This is a genomic window from Calothrix sp. PCC 7507, from assembly GCF_000316575.1.
Taxonomy (GTDB): domain Bacteria; phylum Cyanobacteriota; class Cyanobacteriia; order Cyanobacteriales; family Nostocaceae; genus Fortiea.
This window is the reverse complement of the sequence record NC_019682.1, coordinates 3,815,033-3,831,077: the sequence shown is the minus strand read 5'-3', so window position 1 is coordinate 3,831,077 and position 16,045 is coordinate 3,815,033. Positions and strand designations below refer to the sequence as shown.

17 protein-coding genes are annotated in these 16,045 nt (G+C 43.3%); 11 read left to right on the top strand and 6 right to left on the bottom strand.

The features are described from left to right. Window positions 1-2 precede the first annotated feature (2 nt). The 5 genes from yidC to CAL7507_RS16165 all read right to left on the bottom strand — a co-directional run bounded on the left by yidC (window position 3) and on the right by CAL7507_RS16165 (window position 3,084). Window positions 3-1,145, bottom strand: coding sequence for a membrane protein insertase YidC (gene yidC / locus CAL7507_RS16180; RefSeq protein WP_015129559.1), 1,143 nt, complete (start codon window positions 1,143-1,145; stop codon window positions 3-5). Window positions 1,146-1,360: 215 nt separating this feature from the next. Next, window positions 1,361-1,750, bottom strand: a complete 390-nt coding sequence (locus tag CAL7507_RS16175) for a PH domain-containing protein (RefSeq protein ID WP_015129558.1) — start codon at window positions 1,748-1,750, stop codon at window positions 1,361-1,363. Then, the gene (gene rnpA / locus CAL7507_RS16170) at window positions 1,737-2,156 is read right to left on the bottom strand and encodes a ribonuclease P protein component (RefSeq protein ID WP_015129557.1); all 420 of its coding nucleotides are present in this window, start codon (window positions 2,154-2,156) and stop codon (window positions 1,737-1,739) included. Before rnpA ends, CAL7507_RS16175 begins: the two co-directional genes overlap by 14 nt. A gap of 25 nt (window positions 2,157-2,181) precedes the next feature. Continuing rightward, entirely contained in the window at window positions 2,182-2,316 is a 135-nt protein-coding gene (gene rpmH / locus CAL7507_RS30900; RefSeq protein WP_015129556.1) for a 50S ribosomal protein L34, read from the bottom strand. A gap of 255 nt (window positions 2,317-2,571) precedes the next feature. Beyond that, entirely contained in the window at window positions 2,572-3,084 is a 513-nt protein-coding gene (locus CAL7507_RS16165) for a DUF2808 domain-containing protein (protein ID WP_015129555.1), read from the bottom strand. Between the two features lie 785 nt (window positions 3,085-3,869). Between CAL7507_RS16165 and CAL7507_RS16160 the strand changes: the two genes are divergently transcribed. From CAL7507_RS16160 to CAL7507_RS16130, 7 genes are all read left to right on the top strand, one after another. Continuing rightward, entirely contained in the window at window positions 3,870-5,045 is a 1,176-nt protein-coding gene (locus CAL7507_RS16160) for a Re/Si-specific NAD(P)(+) transhydrogenase subunit alpha (RefSeq protein WP_015129554.1), read from the top strand. Window positions 5,046-5,244: 199 nt separating this feature from the next. Beyond that, window positions 5,245-5,538 (top strand): NAD(P) transhydrogenase subunit alpha, encoded by a 294-nt coding sequence (locus CAL7507_RS16155; RefSeq protein WP_015129553.1) that lies wholly within the window; start codon window positions 5,245-5,247, stop codon window positions 5,536-5,538. Continuing rightward, window positions 5,535-6,938, top strand: coding sequence for an NAD(P)(+) transhydrogenase (Re/Si-specific) subunit beta (locus CAL7507_RS16150; protein ID WP_015129552.1), 1,404 nt, complete (start codon window positions 5,535-5,537; stop codon window positions 6,936-6,938). The genes CAL7507_RS16155 and CAL7507_RS16150 overlap by 4 nt, the downstream gene beginning before the upstream one ends. 402 nt (window positions 6,939-7,340) lie before the next feature. Next, window positions 7,341-7,859: a DNA cytosine methyltransferase gene (locus tag CAL7507_RS16145; protein WP_015129551.1), complete on the top strand. Its 519-nt coding sequence runs from the start codon at window positions 7,341-7,343 to the stop codon at window positions 7,857-7,859. A 441-nt stretch (window positions 7,860-8,300) separates the two neighbouring features. Further along, a complete protein-coding gene (gene leuC, locus CAL7507_RS16140; RefSeq protein ID WP_015129548.1) occupies window positions 8,301-9,704 on the top strand; it encodes a 3-isopropylmalate dehydratase large subunit in 1,404 nt (467 codons plus the stop codon). A 94-nt stretch (window positions 9,705-9,798) separates the two neighbouring features. Then, window positions 9,799-10,407: a 3-isopropylmalate dehydratase small subunit gene (gene leuD / locus CAL7507_RS16135; protein ID WP_015129547.1), complete on the top strand. Its 609-nt coding sequence runs from the start codon at window positions 9,799-9,801 to the stop codon at window positions 10,405-10,407. Window positions 10,408-11,038: 631 nt separating this feature from the next. Further along, window positions 11,039-11,272 (top strand): DUF3134 domain-containing protein, encoded by a 234-nt coding sequence (locus tag CAL7507_RS16130; protein ID WP_015129546.1) that lies wholly within the window; start codon window positions 11,039-11,041, stop codon window positions 11,270-11,272. 154 nt (window positions 11,273-11,426) lie between these two features. Here CAL7507_RS16130 and CAL7507_RS16125 read toward each other — a convergent pair whose 3' ends face one another. Continuing rightward, window positions 11,427-12,818 (bottom strand): 1-acyl-sn-glycerol-3-phosphate acyltransferase, encoded by a 1,392-nt coding sequence (locus CAL7507_RS16125; protein WP_015129545.1) that lies wholly within the window; start codon window positions 12,816-12,818, stop codon window positions 11,427-11,429. A gap of 206 nt (window positions 12,819-13,024) precedes the next feature. On the opposite strand from CAL7507_RS16125, the gene CAL7507_RS33450 reads away from it, so the two are divergent. The 4 genes from CAL7507_RS33450 (at window position 13,025) to CAL7507_RS16110 (ending at window position 15,942) form a co-directional block, all read left to right on the top strand. Continuing rightward, window positions 13,025-13,156, top strand: coding sequence for a hypothetical protein (locus CAL7507_RS33450; RefSeq protein WP_015129544.1), 132 nt, complete (start codon window positions 13,025-13,027; stop codon window positions 13,154-13,156). Window positions 13,157-13,785: 629 nt separating this feature from the next. Beyond that, entirely contained in the window at window positions 13,786-14,493 is a 708-nt protein-coding gene (locus CAL7507_RS16120; protein ID WP_015129543.1) for a DapH/DapD/GlmU-related protein, read from the top strand. Continuing rightward, on the top strand, window positions 14,487-15,077 hold the full coding sequence (locus CAL7507_RS16115) for a DapH/DapD/GlmU-related protein (protein ID WP_015129542.1): 591 nt from the start codon (window positions 14,487-14,489) through the stop codon (window positions 15,075-15,077). The genes CAL7507_RS16120 and CAL7507_RS16115 overlap by 7 nt, the downstream gene beginning before the upstream one ends. Window positions 15,078-15,270: 193 nt before the next feature. Continuing rightward, complete coding sequence (locus CAL7507_RS16110; RefSeq protein WP_015129541.1) at window positions 15,271-15,942, top strand: DapH/DapD/GlmU-related protein; 672 nt, start codon at window positions 15,271-15,273, stop codon at window positions 15,940-15,942. Window positions 15,943-16,045: the final 103 nt, after the last annotated feature.

Below are 16,045 nucleotides of genomic sequence, written 5' to 3'. Positions count from 1 at the left end.
GTTCAACTTGTAGCCTTTTTCTTAGAACTTTTTGGTTCAAACGGCAACGTTTTTTGTTCTGCTACTGCTTCTTTTTCCTGAGTTTCTACAATTTTTTGTAGTTCCTCTGGTAAGGGTTCGCGGGAGAGAAGATAGGTTTGCACAGTCTGAAAGATATTACCAATCACCATATACATCAACACCCCAGCTGGCAGAGGGAAGAACAAAAACATCCCAGAGAAGATCACTGGAGTGATTTTGTTAACTGTATCCTGCTGTGGGTTGCCTCCGCTGGAATTTTGCCCGGAAAGCATTTGGCTGACATAAAGGCTGATACCGAAGAAGACGATCATCGCGACGATGTCCCAGTGGATTGTGCCATCCGGATCGATCGCCCCAACTCTACCTAAGGCGTCGATGAATAAAAATCCTTTATCTGCTGCCAATCCAGGAATTGTACCTTGAATTGTCACATCACCAGGCTGTAAGGCTTCTATGTTGCCATCAGCGTCAATCTTGATTCTGTCTTCGCCTTTGGTGATTTTCCATTCAGGGATCAATTTATTTTCTGGGTGTTCTGCTAAGAGCACCTGGAATGGTTTGCCTTCAAGAGTCTGATATTGGATCTTGGTTTTTTCACCCACCGCTAAATTATTGCCGCCAGGGAGAATAGCAGTAACGCGGCTGTGTTCCCCATCAGCTATGTAGATGTTTTGGGGAGCAGTGGCAAAAGCCTGTGGTTGAATGCGTTCAATTTGTTCAGCAGGAAGGACTTGCAGGTTAACAGAGTAGTTGACGCCAGCGAAAGGCGAACCCCGCAAAGTGGCAAATAATGCCAATAACACTGGCATCTGTAACAAGAGTGGCAAACAACCTGCTAACGGATTGCCAAATTCTTTTTGGACATTGACCATTTCCTCCTGCTGCTTTTGCGGATCGTCTTTATAACGCTCTTTGATTTCTGCCATCCGCTTTTGCATGACAGGTTGCACAACTCGCATTTTCCGCATGTTGCGAATTGAGCCTGCACTCAGAGGATAGAGCGCAAAGCGGACTATCAATGTCAAAGCAACGATCGCCAATCCATAGCTAGGCAAAATACCATAGAAAAAATCTATGATCGGCAGCATCACGTTGTTCGAGAGAAAACCGATACCAAAGTCCATTATTCTGAATTCAACCTGAGGTACTTTAAACTGAACTGAGTCTAATTTATCTAAATCGTCATTTGTCTGGAACTATCTTATGCTACGGATAGCCGCACATTAAAAGTGCTGAGTGCTGAGTGCTGAGTTTTGAGTAAGTAAACAGTCAGTGATAATGGATGCTGAACTGAGGAATAGTGTTTAACTCAGAACCCAGCGTGTCTAAGTGTAGGTAACTACTTCGCAGCCGCAACAAATTCGGGATTTTTAGCTGCGACTCTTTCACTGATGTAGTCATAGGTCTCCCGGAAATTAGGAACAGCCCGCATTTCTAGACGAGTACCATTTCTTAAGGTAAGCACCATATCGCCCCAAAAGCCAAGACCACGAGGAACTTTGACGATTTTCACAACTTCTGAGTAAATTACGTCAGTGCGATCGCGTCCTTGCCAACCCCCCATTACAGAAATCCGGCGATCTGTAATGCGGAAGCGTAGCCACAAAGCCCTGACAATTGCTCCTACTGCCAACGGTATTCCCACGACGGTTAGCCCAATCAGCAAGTTTAGAATCAAATCCCCAACGTGGGGGCCACCTTCATAATAAATTTCTTCACGAATGCCCATCGAGTACCTCAGCCTGTGCCAACAACTGCTCTAATTCTTGCAGAAATTGTTGGCTTACGCACTCTTGTTGTGCAGCTATTGGTTTGACAATAAACACTAACCGCCATCCTGGTAGCAGCCTGGGTAACAATTGATATAAAGCTGCTGCCATCCGCCGTTTAATTTTATTACGCACTACTGCACGCTTGCTGACTTTTGTGCTGATCGAAATCCCAATTTGCGTGCTGGGGAGATGTTCTGAATTGATTGGTTGTGTAGCCTTGGCAGTATCCAAAGAAGGTTTTCTCGTCAACGACGGTTTCAAGGCTCTTAATGTGAAATTAGAACTATGACGCCGAATTCCTTCTCGGAAAACTGCCTGAAAATCTCGCCGGGATTTTAGTCTATTTGTCTTAGGCAAAGCCACAGCTACTCTTTTAGCTTAATCTGCCCTAAACGCTCAGACGATGACGACCTTTTTTTCTTCTGGCGCTGATCACGTTTCTGCCGTCTGGTGTCCGCATCCTGGCACGAAAACCAGAGGTTCTTTTTCGCTTACGGTTAGTACCGCCTAAAGTCCTTTGCATACTAATCTCCTCTTAGGTGATTTTTATAAAAAGTCACAATCTGATATCATATCACTTTTAGGAGCTAAAAACGGAAATTCCACAATAAAGCATCAAGAGTTGACGGTGCGCGCGATGCCCTGAGCCTGTCGTAAAGCCTGCGGCATAGCTTCCCTGCAGAGGTACACTTAGAGCGCAGCCTCTCGAAGAGAAGGGTAGTCGAACCGTCAAGAATTAAGCTTAATCGCTCCCGACTCTCATCTCCCGACTCCTGAACTAAGAAACACTTATAATCCAGGTTCCCAGATAACGTAGTAATGGGACATCGCCAGGGGAAAGAATCTGACAGTTAAAATAGTAAACTCCACCGAAGGCTGGATTTTGTACATTAGATAACTCCAACTCTACTCTGCCACCTGCTGGCACTGGCTCTTGGGGAAAAATTTCAATCACACGACCTTCTTGATTCCACTTCACCTCAGACAAGGCAACTTTTTTGCCTTTGACTCTCACCTCAACATTTTTGGTGTCAAAAGTTCCGTTGTAATAGTCAGGGTAGGTAATGGCAAATTGGGCGACTGCCAGTTTCATTTTTTGGGCAGGAATTCTGAGAATATAACGATCAGTGCTGTTGGTTTGCCCACCAAAATCTAACCGGAAGGGTAGCTGATTTTCGCCTTTAACACCACTAAACAAAGTCAATCCAGGTAAGCTTTGCGCCCAGGATATGGTTTGGAACCCTGTCAGCAAGCAGCTAGTCAAGGCTAAGGTAGAAAGTAAACGTCGCATAATTAAACTCCTCTAGCAGATGGTCAGTCGGTGATGTAAATAACTGAAAGTTAGTATTCTTAACTAAACTTTACTACTGACTTCCTACAAATGGACGCTAAATGTCCACAAAAAGTGCCGTATTGGGCAGAAGACTGGGGACTGGGGAAGAAGTCACCAAGAGGAAAAGGGGCAGGGGGCAGGGAGCAAGGGAGAAGACTGGGACGGAGCTTGTACCATGTTCCGCTCCACGCAGTTCTTGAAAGGGCTTGTTCCCCCTGCCTCTTCCGGTCGCCCTACTTAGATTGTGTGTCTGAATGTGTATGAATGTGTAGGGATTGTAAGAGTTTTGTTATAAAAATTGATCCGAAGTAACAGCGATCGCTAGTTAACTTGGGATAGATTGATTAAAACCAGCCTAAATCAAAGCGGTAATTATTAAAATTTGATTGGGGAATCATCAAGCTTAACCAATCTGATGCATATTGCACTATGTGATGAAGGAATACAAAAAAAATTGAATCCCTAAAATAAGCTGAAGACAAAGATGCAAATTTGGGGAATTAACATAGGATTTGCAATATGTAAACCAATTTGCAAGTATCTGGAACTTAGACACCTGTAAGCGACAAAGTAACTCTTTGTGTGTAGAACTGAGAGTGGGAGAGGAAAAGTTAGCGCGTTGAATCTACTAGGAACAGTTATGGTTGATCGTCCCCGCTTATAAAGGGATGTAACGAGGGGAATCCCTGAATGGGAAGATTCCATAGTTAGCAGAGATTAGGTATTTATCTCTAGGAGATTTCATGAGAATAGCAGTTGCTAAAGAAATTGAAGTTTGTGAACGTCGTGTGGCATTAATTCCTGACATCGTTGCCCGGTTAGTAAAACAAGGTTTAGAAGTTTGGGTAGAAACAGGTGCGGGAGAGCGATCGTTCTTTAGTGATGCTGCCTATGAAGCAGCAGGAGCCAAAATTATCGCTGATACTGCTACATTGTGGAGTGGAGCAGATATTTTACTCAAAGTCAGCCCACCTCAAGAACGGGAAGATGGACGTTTAGAAATTGAGTTGCTAAAAGAAGGGGCTGTATTAATTAGCTTCCTCAATCCTCTGGGAAATCCTTTAGTAGCAGAGCAACTGAAAAACCGCAAAGTAACTGCCCTCAGCATGGAATTGATCCCCCGTTCCACCAGGGCGCAAAGCATGGATGCTTTGTCTTCTCAAGCGTCGCTAGCAGGTTATAAGGCAGTATTGATTGCTGCTGCGGCATTACCGAAATATTTCCCCATGCTGACAACAGCAGCAGGCACGATCGCCCCCGCGAAAGTCTTTATCATGGGTGCAGGTGTGGCAGGATTGCAAGCGATCGCCACCGCTAGACGCCTAGGCGCAGTGGTAGAAGCCTTTGATATCCGTCCTGCTGTTAAAGAAGAAGTCCAAAGCTTAGGGGCGAAATTCGTCGAAGTTAAACTCGAAGAAGAAACCACCGCCGCAGGTGGTTACGCCAAAGAAATCTCCGAAGCTAGCAAACAACGCACCCAAGAAGTTGTCGCCGAACACGTCAAAAATGCCGACGTGGTAATTACCACCGCCCAAGTTCCCGGTAGAAAAGCACCACGCCTAGTCACCGAGGAAATGGTGGCTCAAATGAAACCTGGTTCAGTGATTGTAGATTTAGCCGCCGAACAGGGTGGTAACTGTGCCTGCACCGATCCCGGTAAAGATATTGTCTGGAACGGTGTGACAATTATCGGGCCGATCAATCTGCCATCATCGATGCCAGTCCACGCCAGTCAGTTATATGCCAAGAACGTCACATCCTTGATGCAACTACTGATTGATAAAGATAAAGCTTTGCAAGTGAACTTTAGTGACGATATCGTCGATGCGGCTACCATCACCCACGCCGGCGAAATTCGCAATCAACGCGTGCAAGAAGCCTTAGCCGCTTTGAACACTCAGCAACCAGCAGTTAATTAGGGACTGGGGGATTAGGGACTGGGGATTAGGGACTGGGGATTAGGCAATAAAGAATGGGTATTGGGGAGATAATTAATGACACCTTTGACTCTTGACTCTTGACTCCTGACTCTTGACTTTTGACTCCTGACTCTTGACTTTTGACTCCTGACTCCTGACTCCTGCCCCATTCCCCATACACAAAAGGAGTTTTTATTTCATGACAGAAGCATTACTTGCAGCTTTATTTGTATTTGTGCTGGCATCCTTTATCGGCTTTGAAGTCATCAACAAAGTGCCACCTACCCTGCACACGCCTTTGATGTCAGGCTCAAACGCGATTTCTGGAATTGCGGTGCTGGGGGCGATCGTAGCTGCTGGTGCTAGGGAGACAAATGTCTCAGTCATTCTTGGGTTGATTGCCGTGATATTGGCAACAGTCAACGTGGTTGGTGGTTTTCTAGTCACAGACAGAATGTTGCAAATGTTCAAGAAAAAGGAGATTAAGGCGTGAGCGATTTTTTACCAACTGGCATTCAGCTGACGTACTTAGTCGCTGCATCCTTATTCATTCTGGGGTTGAAAAAGCTGGGATCACCCGCGACAGCACGCAACGGTAATGTTGTCGCCGCAGTGGGGATGTTGCTGGCGATCGTGGCGACAATGCTAGATCAGCATGTGTTGAACTACGAGATGATATTGTTGGGCTTGGCAATTGGATCGGGGATCGGTGCGATCGCCGCTTACAAAGTCCAAATGACCGAAATGCCCCAAATGGTGGGTTTACTCAACGGTTTGGGCGGTGCGGCTTCGGCATTAGTCGCCGTGGCTGAATTCTGGCGGTTGTTGGATGCTGGCGCACCGGTACCCTTAGATGTCAACATCTCCATGTTGTTGGACGTATTAATCGGCGGTGTCACCTTCACAGGTAGCTTTCTCGCCTTTGCCAAATTGCAAGGTTTAATTAGCGGTTCCCCAATTACATTTCCTTTCCAGCAACCATTTAACCTTTTACTTTTAGGTGGTTACGTGGTGGGTAGTGCCTACTTAATCATCACCCCAGATAGCCTACCTATATTCTTAGCAGTCGTTGCTATTTCTTTAGTATTGGGTGTCATGTTCGTCATCCCCATTGGTGGCGGCGACATGCCCGTGGTAATTTCGCTGTTGAACTCCTTATCTGGTGTCGCCGCATCCGCCGCTGGTTTTGTGGTGATGAACAATATGTTAATCATCGCCGGGGCGTTGGTAGGAGCATCAGGGTTAATCCTCACCGAGATTATGTGTAAGGCAATGAACCGTTCACTCTTCAGTGTGCTGTTCAGTGCTTTTGGTACAGGTTCTACTTCTAGTGGTGCTGCTGGTGCTGGTGCGATCGATCAAACCGTCCGCAGCATTGATCCCGAAGAAGGCGCAATGATGTTAGGTTATGCCCGTTCTGTGGTGATTGTCCCTGGTTATGGCATGGCAGTTGCTCAAGCGCAACATAGCGTCCGCGAGTTGGCAGATCAACTAGAACGGATGGGCGTTGATGTTAAATATGCCATTCACCCTGTTGCTGGCAGAATGCCAGGGCACATGAATGTGTTACTAGCTGAGGCGAATGTCGCTTACACCCAGTTGTATGACATGGATGATATCAATCCCCAGTTTGAACAAGCCGATGTAGCTTTAGTAATTGGGGCAAATGATGTAGTCAATCCAGCGGCGCGTACTGATGTTAATAGCCCAATTTATGGGATGCCAATTCTAGAAGTTGATAAAGCGAAACAGACAATTGTGATTAAGCGCGGGATGAGTACAGGTTTTGCCGGTGTAGATAATGAATTGTTCTACAAGGATAAAACTACAATGCTCTTTGGTAGTGCGAAGGATATGGTGTCGAAGTTGGTTTCGGAAGTGAAGCAGCTTTAACGAACCGCGAAGGCGCAGAGAGCGCGGATTAAAGAAATCATTTAGAGAGTTAGCTTGCCTTGTGATTTAGAAATCACAAGGCAATTTTTTTATTTCCCTTTCTTTTTTATTAGTTTTTGTTAGCCATTAATAATACTAAAAATTACTTATAGCCAAGATATATTGACCAGAATAACTGTGTAGTAGATTGACAAAGCACTACAAGCATATCATCCTATTACTGCATGGCGTAAATAACCATACCATTTTATAAATTCATTTTGATAATCTAGAGTAGTGCGAGTATCTTGCTCGCAGACAAACGCGAGCAAGATGCTCGCACTACAATGGTATGCTCATTTCCGCCGACCTGTACTAGAGTGTTTAGAAGATAATCTGGATTAGTAACCACATTAAAAGTCTATGCTGACAGCACAACCTATTACTATTGATTTGTTTGCTGGGGCTGGCGGCTTTGGTTTGGGTTTTGAGATGGCAGGTTTCTCTGTTCCTCTATCTGTTAAAATCGATGCCTGGGCTTGCGATACCCTACGCCATAACCGTCCTAGTATGACAGTTATTCAACACGATCTACGTAATTTTAATACTGCAAGTAGCGTCAAGGATATTTGTCTGTTAAAGCCTGATATTGTTATTGGTGGACCTCCATGTCAAGGCTTTAGTATTGCTGGTCCAGCACAAAAAGATCCTAAAGACCCTAGAAATAGTTTATTCATTAACTTTGCTCAATGGATATCTTTTCTAGAACCCAAAGCTTTTGTAATGGAGAATGTTAAAGGGTTGCTTTCACGCAAAAATTTTGAAGGCATAAAAGTAATAGATATTATTAAAGAAACTTTTGAGAATCTCGGATATTTTGTAGAAGTATGGCTATTAAATACAGTAGACCATCAACTCGATGGTAGTCATAACGCTGCTTAATCCGAGCAACACCCGCCTGTTGTTGTTGGTTGAGTTCGGGTAATTCGTCAATCCACTCATAGAAAAAGCGATCGCTATCAGCTTGAGTTAAATTACAGAGAGTCTGTAAATCGTTTAAGCTTTTAATGGTATCAGTAGTTCCAACGCTGGAAACCATCTGCTCTTGTCTCATCGTTGCATTTAGTCTAGCATTAGCACATAACGCTTTCCTGTTACCCACAATCTGTCTACGCACTTCTAAAAATCACCAAGCGTTGGCGTAGCCTCTCGTAGAGAACCTTTAGCGCGGTTATCACCTCTTCTCTTCTTCCTTTGCGCCTCTGCGTGAGATAAAGACATGACGAGCAATCTGCTTCCGGCGATAAAATCAAGTGATCTCGGAAAAGACCGACTCTTTTTTGGTAGCATAAAAAGTCCGACTCCTTAAAAATTGATTGAAGTATGAGCAAAGGTACCCTGTTTGACAAAGTTTGGGACTTACATACCGTTGGTACACTTCCTTCAGGACTAACGCAACTATTTATTGGGCTACATCTAATTCATGAAGTCACCAGTCCCCAGGCCTTTGCCATGCTAAGAGAGCGGGGTCTAAAGGTGATGTTTCCAGAGCGGACTGTGGCGACAGTCGATCATATTGTGCCCACAGAAAATCAAGCACGTCCCTTTGTTGATACCTTGGCAGAGGAAATGATTGAGGCACTAGAGCAGAACTGTCAGGAAAATAACATCACCTTTTATAACATTGGTTCTGGCAGTCAGGGTATAGTCCACGTCATCGCCCCAGAATTGGGACTTACCCAGCCAGGACTAACTATAGCCTGTGGAGATAGCCACACTTCGAGTCATGGTGCATTTGGGGCGATCGCCTTTGGTATTGGTACAAGTCAAGTCCGGGATGTTCTCGCCTCCCAAACCCTCGCCCTTGCTAAACTAAAAGTCCGCAAAATTGAAGTAAATGGCAGCCTCAAACCCGGAGTCTACGCCAAAGATGTCATCCTCCATATCATCCGTACTCTTGGGGTCAAAGGCGGTGTAGGTTACGCCTACGAATTTGCAGGTACAACCTTTGAAAATATGAACATGGAAGAACGGATGACCGTTTGCAACATGGCCATAGAAGGTGGTGCTAGATGCGGTTACGTCAATCCCGACCAAGTCACCTACGACTATCTCAAGGGTAGAGACTTTGCCCCCAAGGACGCAGATTGGGAAAAAGCTGTGGCTTGGTGGGAATCTATCAAAAGCAATACTAACGCAGAATATGACGATATCGTCGTATTTGACGCTGCTGATATATCGCCCACTGTCACCTGGGGGATCACTCCTGGTCAAGGTATCGGTGTCAACCAATTTGTACCCAAACCAGAAGAACTACCCGAAGAAGACCGATTTATTGCCGAAGAAGCTTACCGATACATGGATGTACTCCCCGGTCAACCCATCAAAGGCACAAAAATCGATGTCTGCTTTATTGGTAGCTGCACCAACGGACGTATCAGTGACTTACGAGAAGCCGCGAAAATTGCCCAGGGTCGCCATGTAGCTGCAGGAGTCAAAGCCTTTGTAGTTCCGGGTTCCGAACGAGTCAAAAAAGCAGCAGAAGCCGAAGGACTGGATAAAATCTTCCAAACAGCTGGATTTGAATGGCGTGAACCTGGATGTTCCATGTGTCTAGCCATGAACCCCGACAAACTCCAAGGAAGACAAATCAGCGCCTCCTCCTCAAACCGCAACTTTAAAGGTAGACAGGGTTCATCCTCCGGTCGCACATTGTTGATGAGTCCGGCGATGGTTGCAACTGCAGCGATTAAAGGTGAAGTTTCTGACGTGCGTGAGTTGCTGTAATTTTGGGGATTGGGGACTGGGGACTGCGTAAGTTATTTCTCATCTCCCTCATCTCTTTTTCAACAGGCTGTCATTGAAATAATAGATAAAGTTTATGGTGAGTGAAGTTAAAACAGTTTCTGGACGTGGTGTACCCTTAGTGGGTAATGACATAGATACAGACCGGATCATCCCAGCTCGCTATTTGAAAGCTGTAACCTTTGACGGCTTGGGCGAAGGTGCATTCATTGATGACCGGAAAGCATTAAAAGGTGAACATCCCTTTGACCAATCCCAATACCAAGGGGCAAAAGTGTTGGTAGTCAATCGTAATTTTGGTTGTGGTTCATCACGAGAACATGCACCCCAAGCCTTAGCAAAATGGGGAATTCAAGCCCTGATTGGTGAAAGTTTCGCAGAAATCTTTTTTGGTAACTGCGTAGCGATGGGTATACCTTGCGTTACCGCTGATGTAACCAATATCAAAAAACTGCAGGAGTTAATAGCTGCTAATCCTCAAGTGGATGTGACAGTGAATCTCGAAACCTTGCAAGTGCAAATTGGTGACTTCACCACTCCGGTTGTGATTGGTGAAGGGACTAGAAGCACATTTATTTCTGGGACTTGGGATGCTTGCGGTCAGTTAGTAGCTAATGCTGACCAAGTTCGGTCAACAGCTGCGAAATTGCCTTATGTGGGTTGGGGAAATTTAGTAGCCATTTAGTTTCGCTCTTTCCCTGGTGGAACCAGGGGAAGAATAATTCTCACAACTTTCAAACAGAGCGATCGCCCTCACAAAAAATCTTAATGTTAAACATACCAGCCTAAGTAATTATCATTCATAGTTTCAAAAGACCAGAAAATTACCTAAAACTCCCTGAAAAACTGCTTAACAAATAAAAGTGCTATATTTTATAAAAACTAATATTTTTTTGTCAAGATAGTTTAGACTGAAAGAACGATTAACTTGTCAGGGTTTTTAAATGCAAGCTCCATTGACGAAGCAAATTATAGCGAAGATTCACCTGACAAAAGATTATCAACAAAGGCTACAACCGTAAGCTTCAAGCAATCCATGCTCACTCAGCATCAACTTTCTTGCCGCTCGAACACACTACTTCGTCACATCTGACGGGGGAAACTGTACTGGCATTGTAGCCAATGTCACCAGAAGATGCCAGTTTAGATAAGTTGCAGTAACTGAGAGTTACGCGCGTCAGAAAAGCGTTCTGTGAGAAGAATGCTCCAGGGCTACCTGCTAAGTAGCTCGTCTAAACTAGGCAGACAACAGCGAATATACAAATACTCAAACTTTTAGACCACTCTCGTTTTCTCTAATCCAAAGTGAGTTTTTTATGCCTCAAGGTCCTTTGCGTGAAGAACCCCGCAATCAGCGGGCTACTGTAATTCGTTCCAGTAATGAATTTATTCTCTTAGAATGGCTTAAGGCAAATGGTCGCTTAATAGCACGTGAACCTATAGAATCTGAGTATCTCAATCAAACAGAAGAAATCTCAGAAATGATCGATCTTGATGATCTTCCTTACGATAATGATGACGACGACAGTGATATAGAGTTAGAAGATTAGCAAATTTTTGTCATTGGTCATTTGTCATCTGTAGGGCAACTGAATACTGCGTCTGCGCTACCTCGACTCCGCTACTTCGGCTCCGCTCAGTACAAGTCGGCACAAGTTACGACAAGTAACTGATAACTGATAACTGATAACTGATAACTGACCATCAGGTAATTAACTTCTCCAAAGCCACTTTCAAGTCTTGCGTCAAATCACTTACAGCTTGCCTAGAATCCTGACGGCTAGCCTGATAAATTGACCAGCGCTCATTAATTGAAATTGGCTCACCGACAGTGATTTGTGCTTCTCTCCAACCCAACTGAGGACGTGCTGGTAGTATACCACCACCAACTCGGGACATCATATCAAATATCAGCAGTGTTGTTTCCGCGAACCTTTCAGCAGTTGGTTTTTCTTTGATATAGTTGACGGTGACAGCAACAAAAGTTTCTACCAGTCGCATATGCCGCATCCTTAAATCTGCTTCTTCTGCAACCCAATCTGCAAGGCCGCGTTTTAAGGGTGGTAAAGCATCAATATCAGCCACATCTTCCCGGTAAATGTAACTCCAGCCAGCTTCTTCTAAACGACGACAGCGGTCAATAAAACTTCCTTGTGATTGCAGACTAAAATATTGCTCCGCAACTTGTAAAGCTGTTTCCAGTAAGCGGTGGAGTCGGTCAATTATTTCCTGATTGGGAATATCTGGGAGATTTTGGTGATAGAAACGGCGATAAAACTCTTCCATCTCAGTCATCAGATGTTCAGCCAGTCGACACAAGCGTTGATGGTAAATTTCTTCTCGCCCGTCAATTAGAGAATTGCTAATTGACTGCACAGGTAAACCGCTATCAGCCTCTAATTTACTCATCAGCCAGTTTAGTTTTGCCCAAGGTGGCTGAACATAGCGATATTGAATAGCGATCGGCACAATGAAAACTGTCTCAGGGCGATTGGCTTTCAGTAAGTCTTCTACACACCAAAACCCCATTTGGGCGGTACCGGGTTCTAAGGGGCTAACAATGCCGCTGTGACCATTTGTACCGCCTTCGGGAGCGATCGCTATCGGCATTGTACTATTGACAAATAATTCCCGTGCTGTTTGGATAGCCTGTCTATCTAGTCGCTTACCTCGACGAACAGGAACGCCGCCGATGCGGGAGAAAAACCAACCAAGTGAGTTTCCCGCCCACAGGGTCATACCCCGGTCGTAGAGAAAGTGGGCGTGGGTTGGGTGTTGTAAGGGAATGCCTTGTTGACGTGCAACCCGTGGGACAACGCGGGAAAGCATGTATAACATACAAAGAGAGTCATCTACTTCTGGGTGGCGACATGCCAGCAACAAGCGAATTTTGCCAGATTGGAATTGTTGATATAGTTGGGCTAAGACCTCAGCATTCTTGGCTTCGATTCGCAAAATCCCTGCTGGTAGCCAAGGACGAGTCCGAACCCTGAGAAAGAAGGGCACTAGCCACCGGGTAATCTGGAGTACCAGGGGGTTAAAACGGAAGGGAATAAATTTTAGCGGTGGTTGAATAGATTGGATCGATTTAGGCAAGTTGCTCTCCAGATAATGTTGCGGGGCGATCGCATTCTTAAATCAGTAAACAGTTATCACAGTTATTTGAAAATCTTTATATTTTCCCTTTAAACTTTACTGTTTCTTGATAATAATTGTGTCACTCTCTTCTAGGATAGTAGAAGCACACTACTTGTGTCACTGTCAAGGCACTTTAGTGACTATGTAAATTCTCTGTGTACGTAATGATGATAACAGCAGCAGACTCCAAAAACTGGCTGCAAGGAAGCCGTTATAGTAATCGGGGAAGTGTTTATTTGTTTGCTCCGATGGTGAACTTCAATGTGATGGCTGAAGTTGGAGATACTCCCCCCTAATTCAGTGCCCTTGTATTTGCTTGGAAATTTGATGAAAAATTCAACAATTGCATCTTGGTGGCAGTGAGGAAATTTGGCTCCAACTGTGGAATAGCCTAAACAGATGTAATTGAAGTGAAATAAATACTTGGGTATTTGATGACTGAATATCTAAATCTTGGTAGCTTATAAAGTTGCTAACGAATCTGCATCTAAATTTAGGTGTTTGATGTTGTTGTAAAGCATTATGCTCCAGTATTAAGCAGTTCCGAACATCAAAAAGTATTTTCTTTAATTTCCAACTCGTACAAGTACTAAATAATACAGCATTACCCGGAAATTGGTAAATTTCTGTAACTACGGAATTTGCTTGTAAACAGATACAGCAGTTCTTGTATAGCTATTTCATCTAACAATTAAATAGTACCTGTATTTAATAGTTCCTAACCTTAGAGCTTACATTAGGTTTTTCAAACATTTGAAAAACTTGATATTAGCCATCTTATTTTTCAGTAATCTGCAATCTCAAAATGCAGATATGGAAATTATAAATGGTACATAGGAAGACTCAAATACAGGATATCTTTACTTAGGTATTTCACGATTCCACAAATCTCTAAGTTCACAATTTAGCTGGGAATAATAGAGCCATGAATAACTGGAAATATTTTTCAAAAATTAAGCGGTTTCAACAACTTTTGTTGACTACATTTTTGGGTGATGTTCCAACAATTTTTGGGGGCGTAAAGTTACGTAGTTTACTATATCGGACTATTTTTGCCCAGATAGGTAGCTCAGTTTATATTCAAGATGGCGTTGAGTTTATTAGTACTGATTCTATTGAAATTGGGAATGGGGTTTATATTTTCAAAGGTGTTCGTATCGATGGAAAAGGACACGAAAACAATAGAATCAATCTAGAAAATGGAGTTGTCATTGAGCGTAACGTTGTGATAGGGGCACTAAACAACACTTGTATCGATATCGATCAAGATACTTTTATTGGACCTAGCGTTTGTATTGCTGGCCCTGGAGATATCAAAATTGGCAAACACTGTTTAATTGCTGCTCACACTGGAATATACGCCAATAATCATAACTTTGCAGATCCGAAGGAGCTAATTAAAGACCAAGGTATTACTCGTAAGGGGATCGTAATTGAAGATGACTGTTGGCTAGGACATGGGGTGAAAGTATTAGATGGTGTAACCATTGGTAGAGGTAGTGTGATTGGTGCTGGGGCTGTTGTGACTAAAGACATTTCTCCATTTTCGGTAGCTGTGGGTATCCCTGCACGAGTAATTAAAAACCGTGATGGCAAGGAACTTATTCAGCTTAAATCTACAGAAATATGCTAAAAAAGATTTTAGGGGCAAAAGTAATAAACATGCTATGTCGTAATATTTTTACCCAGTTAGGTAGCACAGTTTATATTAAAAATGCCGTTGGATTTGTTCATGATACTTATGTTGAAATTTGGAATGCTTCGTACATTTGTTACGGTTTAAATATACAGGGGAGAGGGTATGAAAACAATCATATCTATTTACAGAATGGAGTTGTTATCGAGCGTAATGTTAGCATGAGTTTACTAGACAATACTTGTATTGAAATTGGTCAAGATACTTTTATTGGATCTGGCGTTTGTTTTTCTGGTCCTGGAAATATCAGCATTGGCAAACGTTGTTTAATTTCAGCCCAGTCAGGGATATATGCCAACAATTATAACTTTATAGATATGATAAAGTTCATGCGAGAACGAGGTATTAATTGTCAGGGAATTATCATTGAGGATGACTGTTGTTTAGGGTATGGAGTGAAAGTATTAGATGGTGTTACTATCGGTAGAAACAGCATTATTAGTGCTGGAGTTATTGTAACTCAGAATATCCCTCCTTTCTCTAGAGTAACTGCAGATAAAGGTTTACTTCTCAGGCTTTAGTTGATGAACTGTTTTCTGGCAAAAATAGGTGATTATGCCATTTTTTTAGTAGTCATATAGAACTACTATTTAATTTTTAAAACGCCTCATGACACCTCTACCTTTCTTCTCTCCTGCCCCTCTCCACACAAGTGATTTCAGGAATCAAATCTAGAATTTACATACTTAATTTAATACGGATAAATAATCAAACATGAAAATAGCAATAGCGTCTACAACTCATCAAACAAATTCTTTGGCTTTACAACGTGCTAGAGAACTCATAATCACCAATATATTTGGTGGTATACCCCGTCCATTAGGTACTTTATTGCGAAGATTGACATATAGATGGATTTTGGCTCGTATGGGCGAAGCACTATATGTTCAAGAAGGAGTAGAAATCCTGGGCGGTTATGCTATAGAAATCGGCAATGATGTCAAAATTCTTCGAGATGTGCGATTGACTTTTAATTGGCCAAAAAGTCGGCTGCGTTTGGGAAGTAATATTTGTATCGAGCGGGGTGTTGACATTAACGCATCTGGTGAGAACTGCTCAATCGAAATTGGAGATGAGTCTTTTTTGGGTCCCTATGTTTGTATTGCAGGTGCTGGTAATGTCAAAATTGGTCGTCGTTGCTTAATTGCTTCTCAGACAGGTATTTATGCGAATAATCACAGAGAGTATGGAATGAGTTATGAAGGAATTACTATTGAAGACAATTGTTGGCTAGGGACAGGAGTTAAGGTTTTAGACGGAGTTACCATTGGTAAATCTAGTGTTATTGGGGCTGGTGCAGTTGTGACAAAAGATATTCCTCCTAACTCTGTAGCGGTAGGTGTACCAGCCAAAGTCATTAGAACCACTACGGGAGTTACTCACTAGGCAAATAGCACTACAGTTGTGGCTTTGACTGGGAGTGTAATCACAAACTCAGTCCCTGCACCTAGGATTGAGTTGACTTCGATCATTCTACAATGTTTTTTTA

Coding starts and splice junctions, on each gene's coding strand:
- yidC (WP_015129559.1), bottom strand. CDS start 1,145: ATGGACTTTGGTATCGGTTTTCTCTCGAACAACGTGATGCTGCCGATC.
- CAL7507_RS16175 (WP_015129558.1), bottom strand. CDS start 1,750: ATGGGCATTCGTGAAGAAATTTATTATGAAGGTGGCCCCCACGTTGGG.
- rpmH (WP_015129556.1), bottom strand. CDS start 2,316: ATGCAAAGGACTTTAGGCGGTACTAACCGTAAGCGAAAAAGAACCTCT.
- CAL7507_RS16165 (WP_015129555.1), bottom strand. CDS start 3,084: ATGCGACGTTTACTTTCTACCTTAGCCTTGACTAGCTGCTTGCTGACA.
- CAL7507_RS16160 (WP_015129554.1), top strand. CDS start 3,870: ATGAGAATAGCAGTTGCTAAAGAAATTGAAGTTTGTGAACGTCGTGTG.
- CAL7507_RS16155 (WP_015129553.1), top strand. CDS start 5,245: ATGACAGAAGCATTACTTGCAGCTTTATTTGTATTTGTGCTGGCATCC.
- CAL7507_RS16145 (WP_015129551.1), top strand. CDS start 7,341: ATGCTGACAGCACAACCTATTACTATTGATTTGTTTGCTGGGGCTGGC.
- leuC (WP_015129548.1), top strand. CDS start 8,301: ATGAGCAAAGGTACCCTGTTTGACAAAGTTTGGGACTTACATACCGTT.
- leuD (WP_015129547.1), top strand. CDS start 9,799: ATGGTGAGTGAAGTTAAAACAGTTTCTGGACGTGGTGTACCCTTAGTG.
- CAL7507_RS16130 (WP_015129546.1), top strand. CDS start 11,039: ATGCCTCAAGGTCCTTTGCGTGAAGAACCCCGCAATCAGCGGGCTACT.
- CAL7507_RS33450 (WP_015129544.1), top strand. CDS start 13,025: ATGATGATAACAGCAGCAGACTCCAAAAACTGGCTGCAAGGAAGCCGT.
- CAL7507_RS16120 (WP_015129543.1), top strand. CDS start 13,786: ATGAATAACTGGAAATATTTTTCAAAAATTAAGCGGTTTCAACAACTT.
- CAL7507_RS16115 (WP_015129542.1), top strand. CDS start 14,487: ATGCTAAAAAAGATTTTAGGGGCAAAAGTAATAAACATGCTATGTCGT.
- CAL7507_RS16110 (WP_015129541.1), top strand. CDS start 15,271: ATGAAAATAGCAATAGCGTCTACAACTCATCAAACAAATTCTTTGGCT.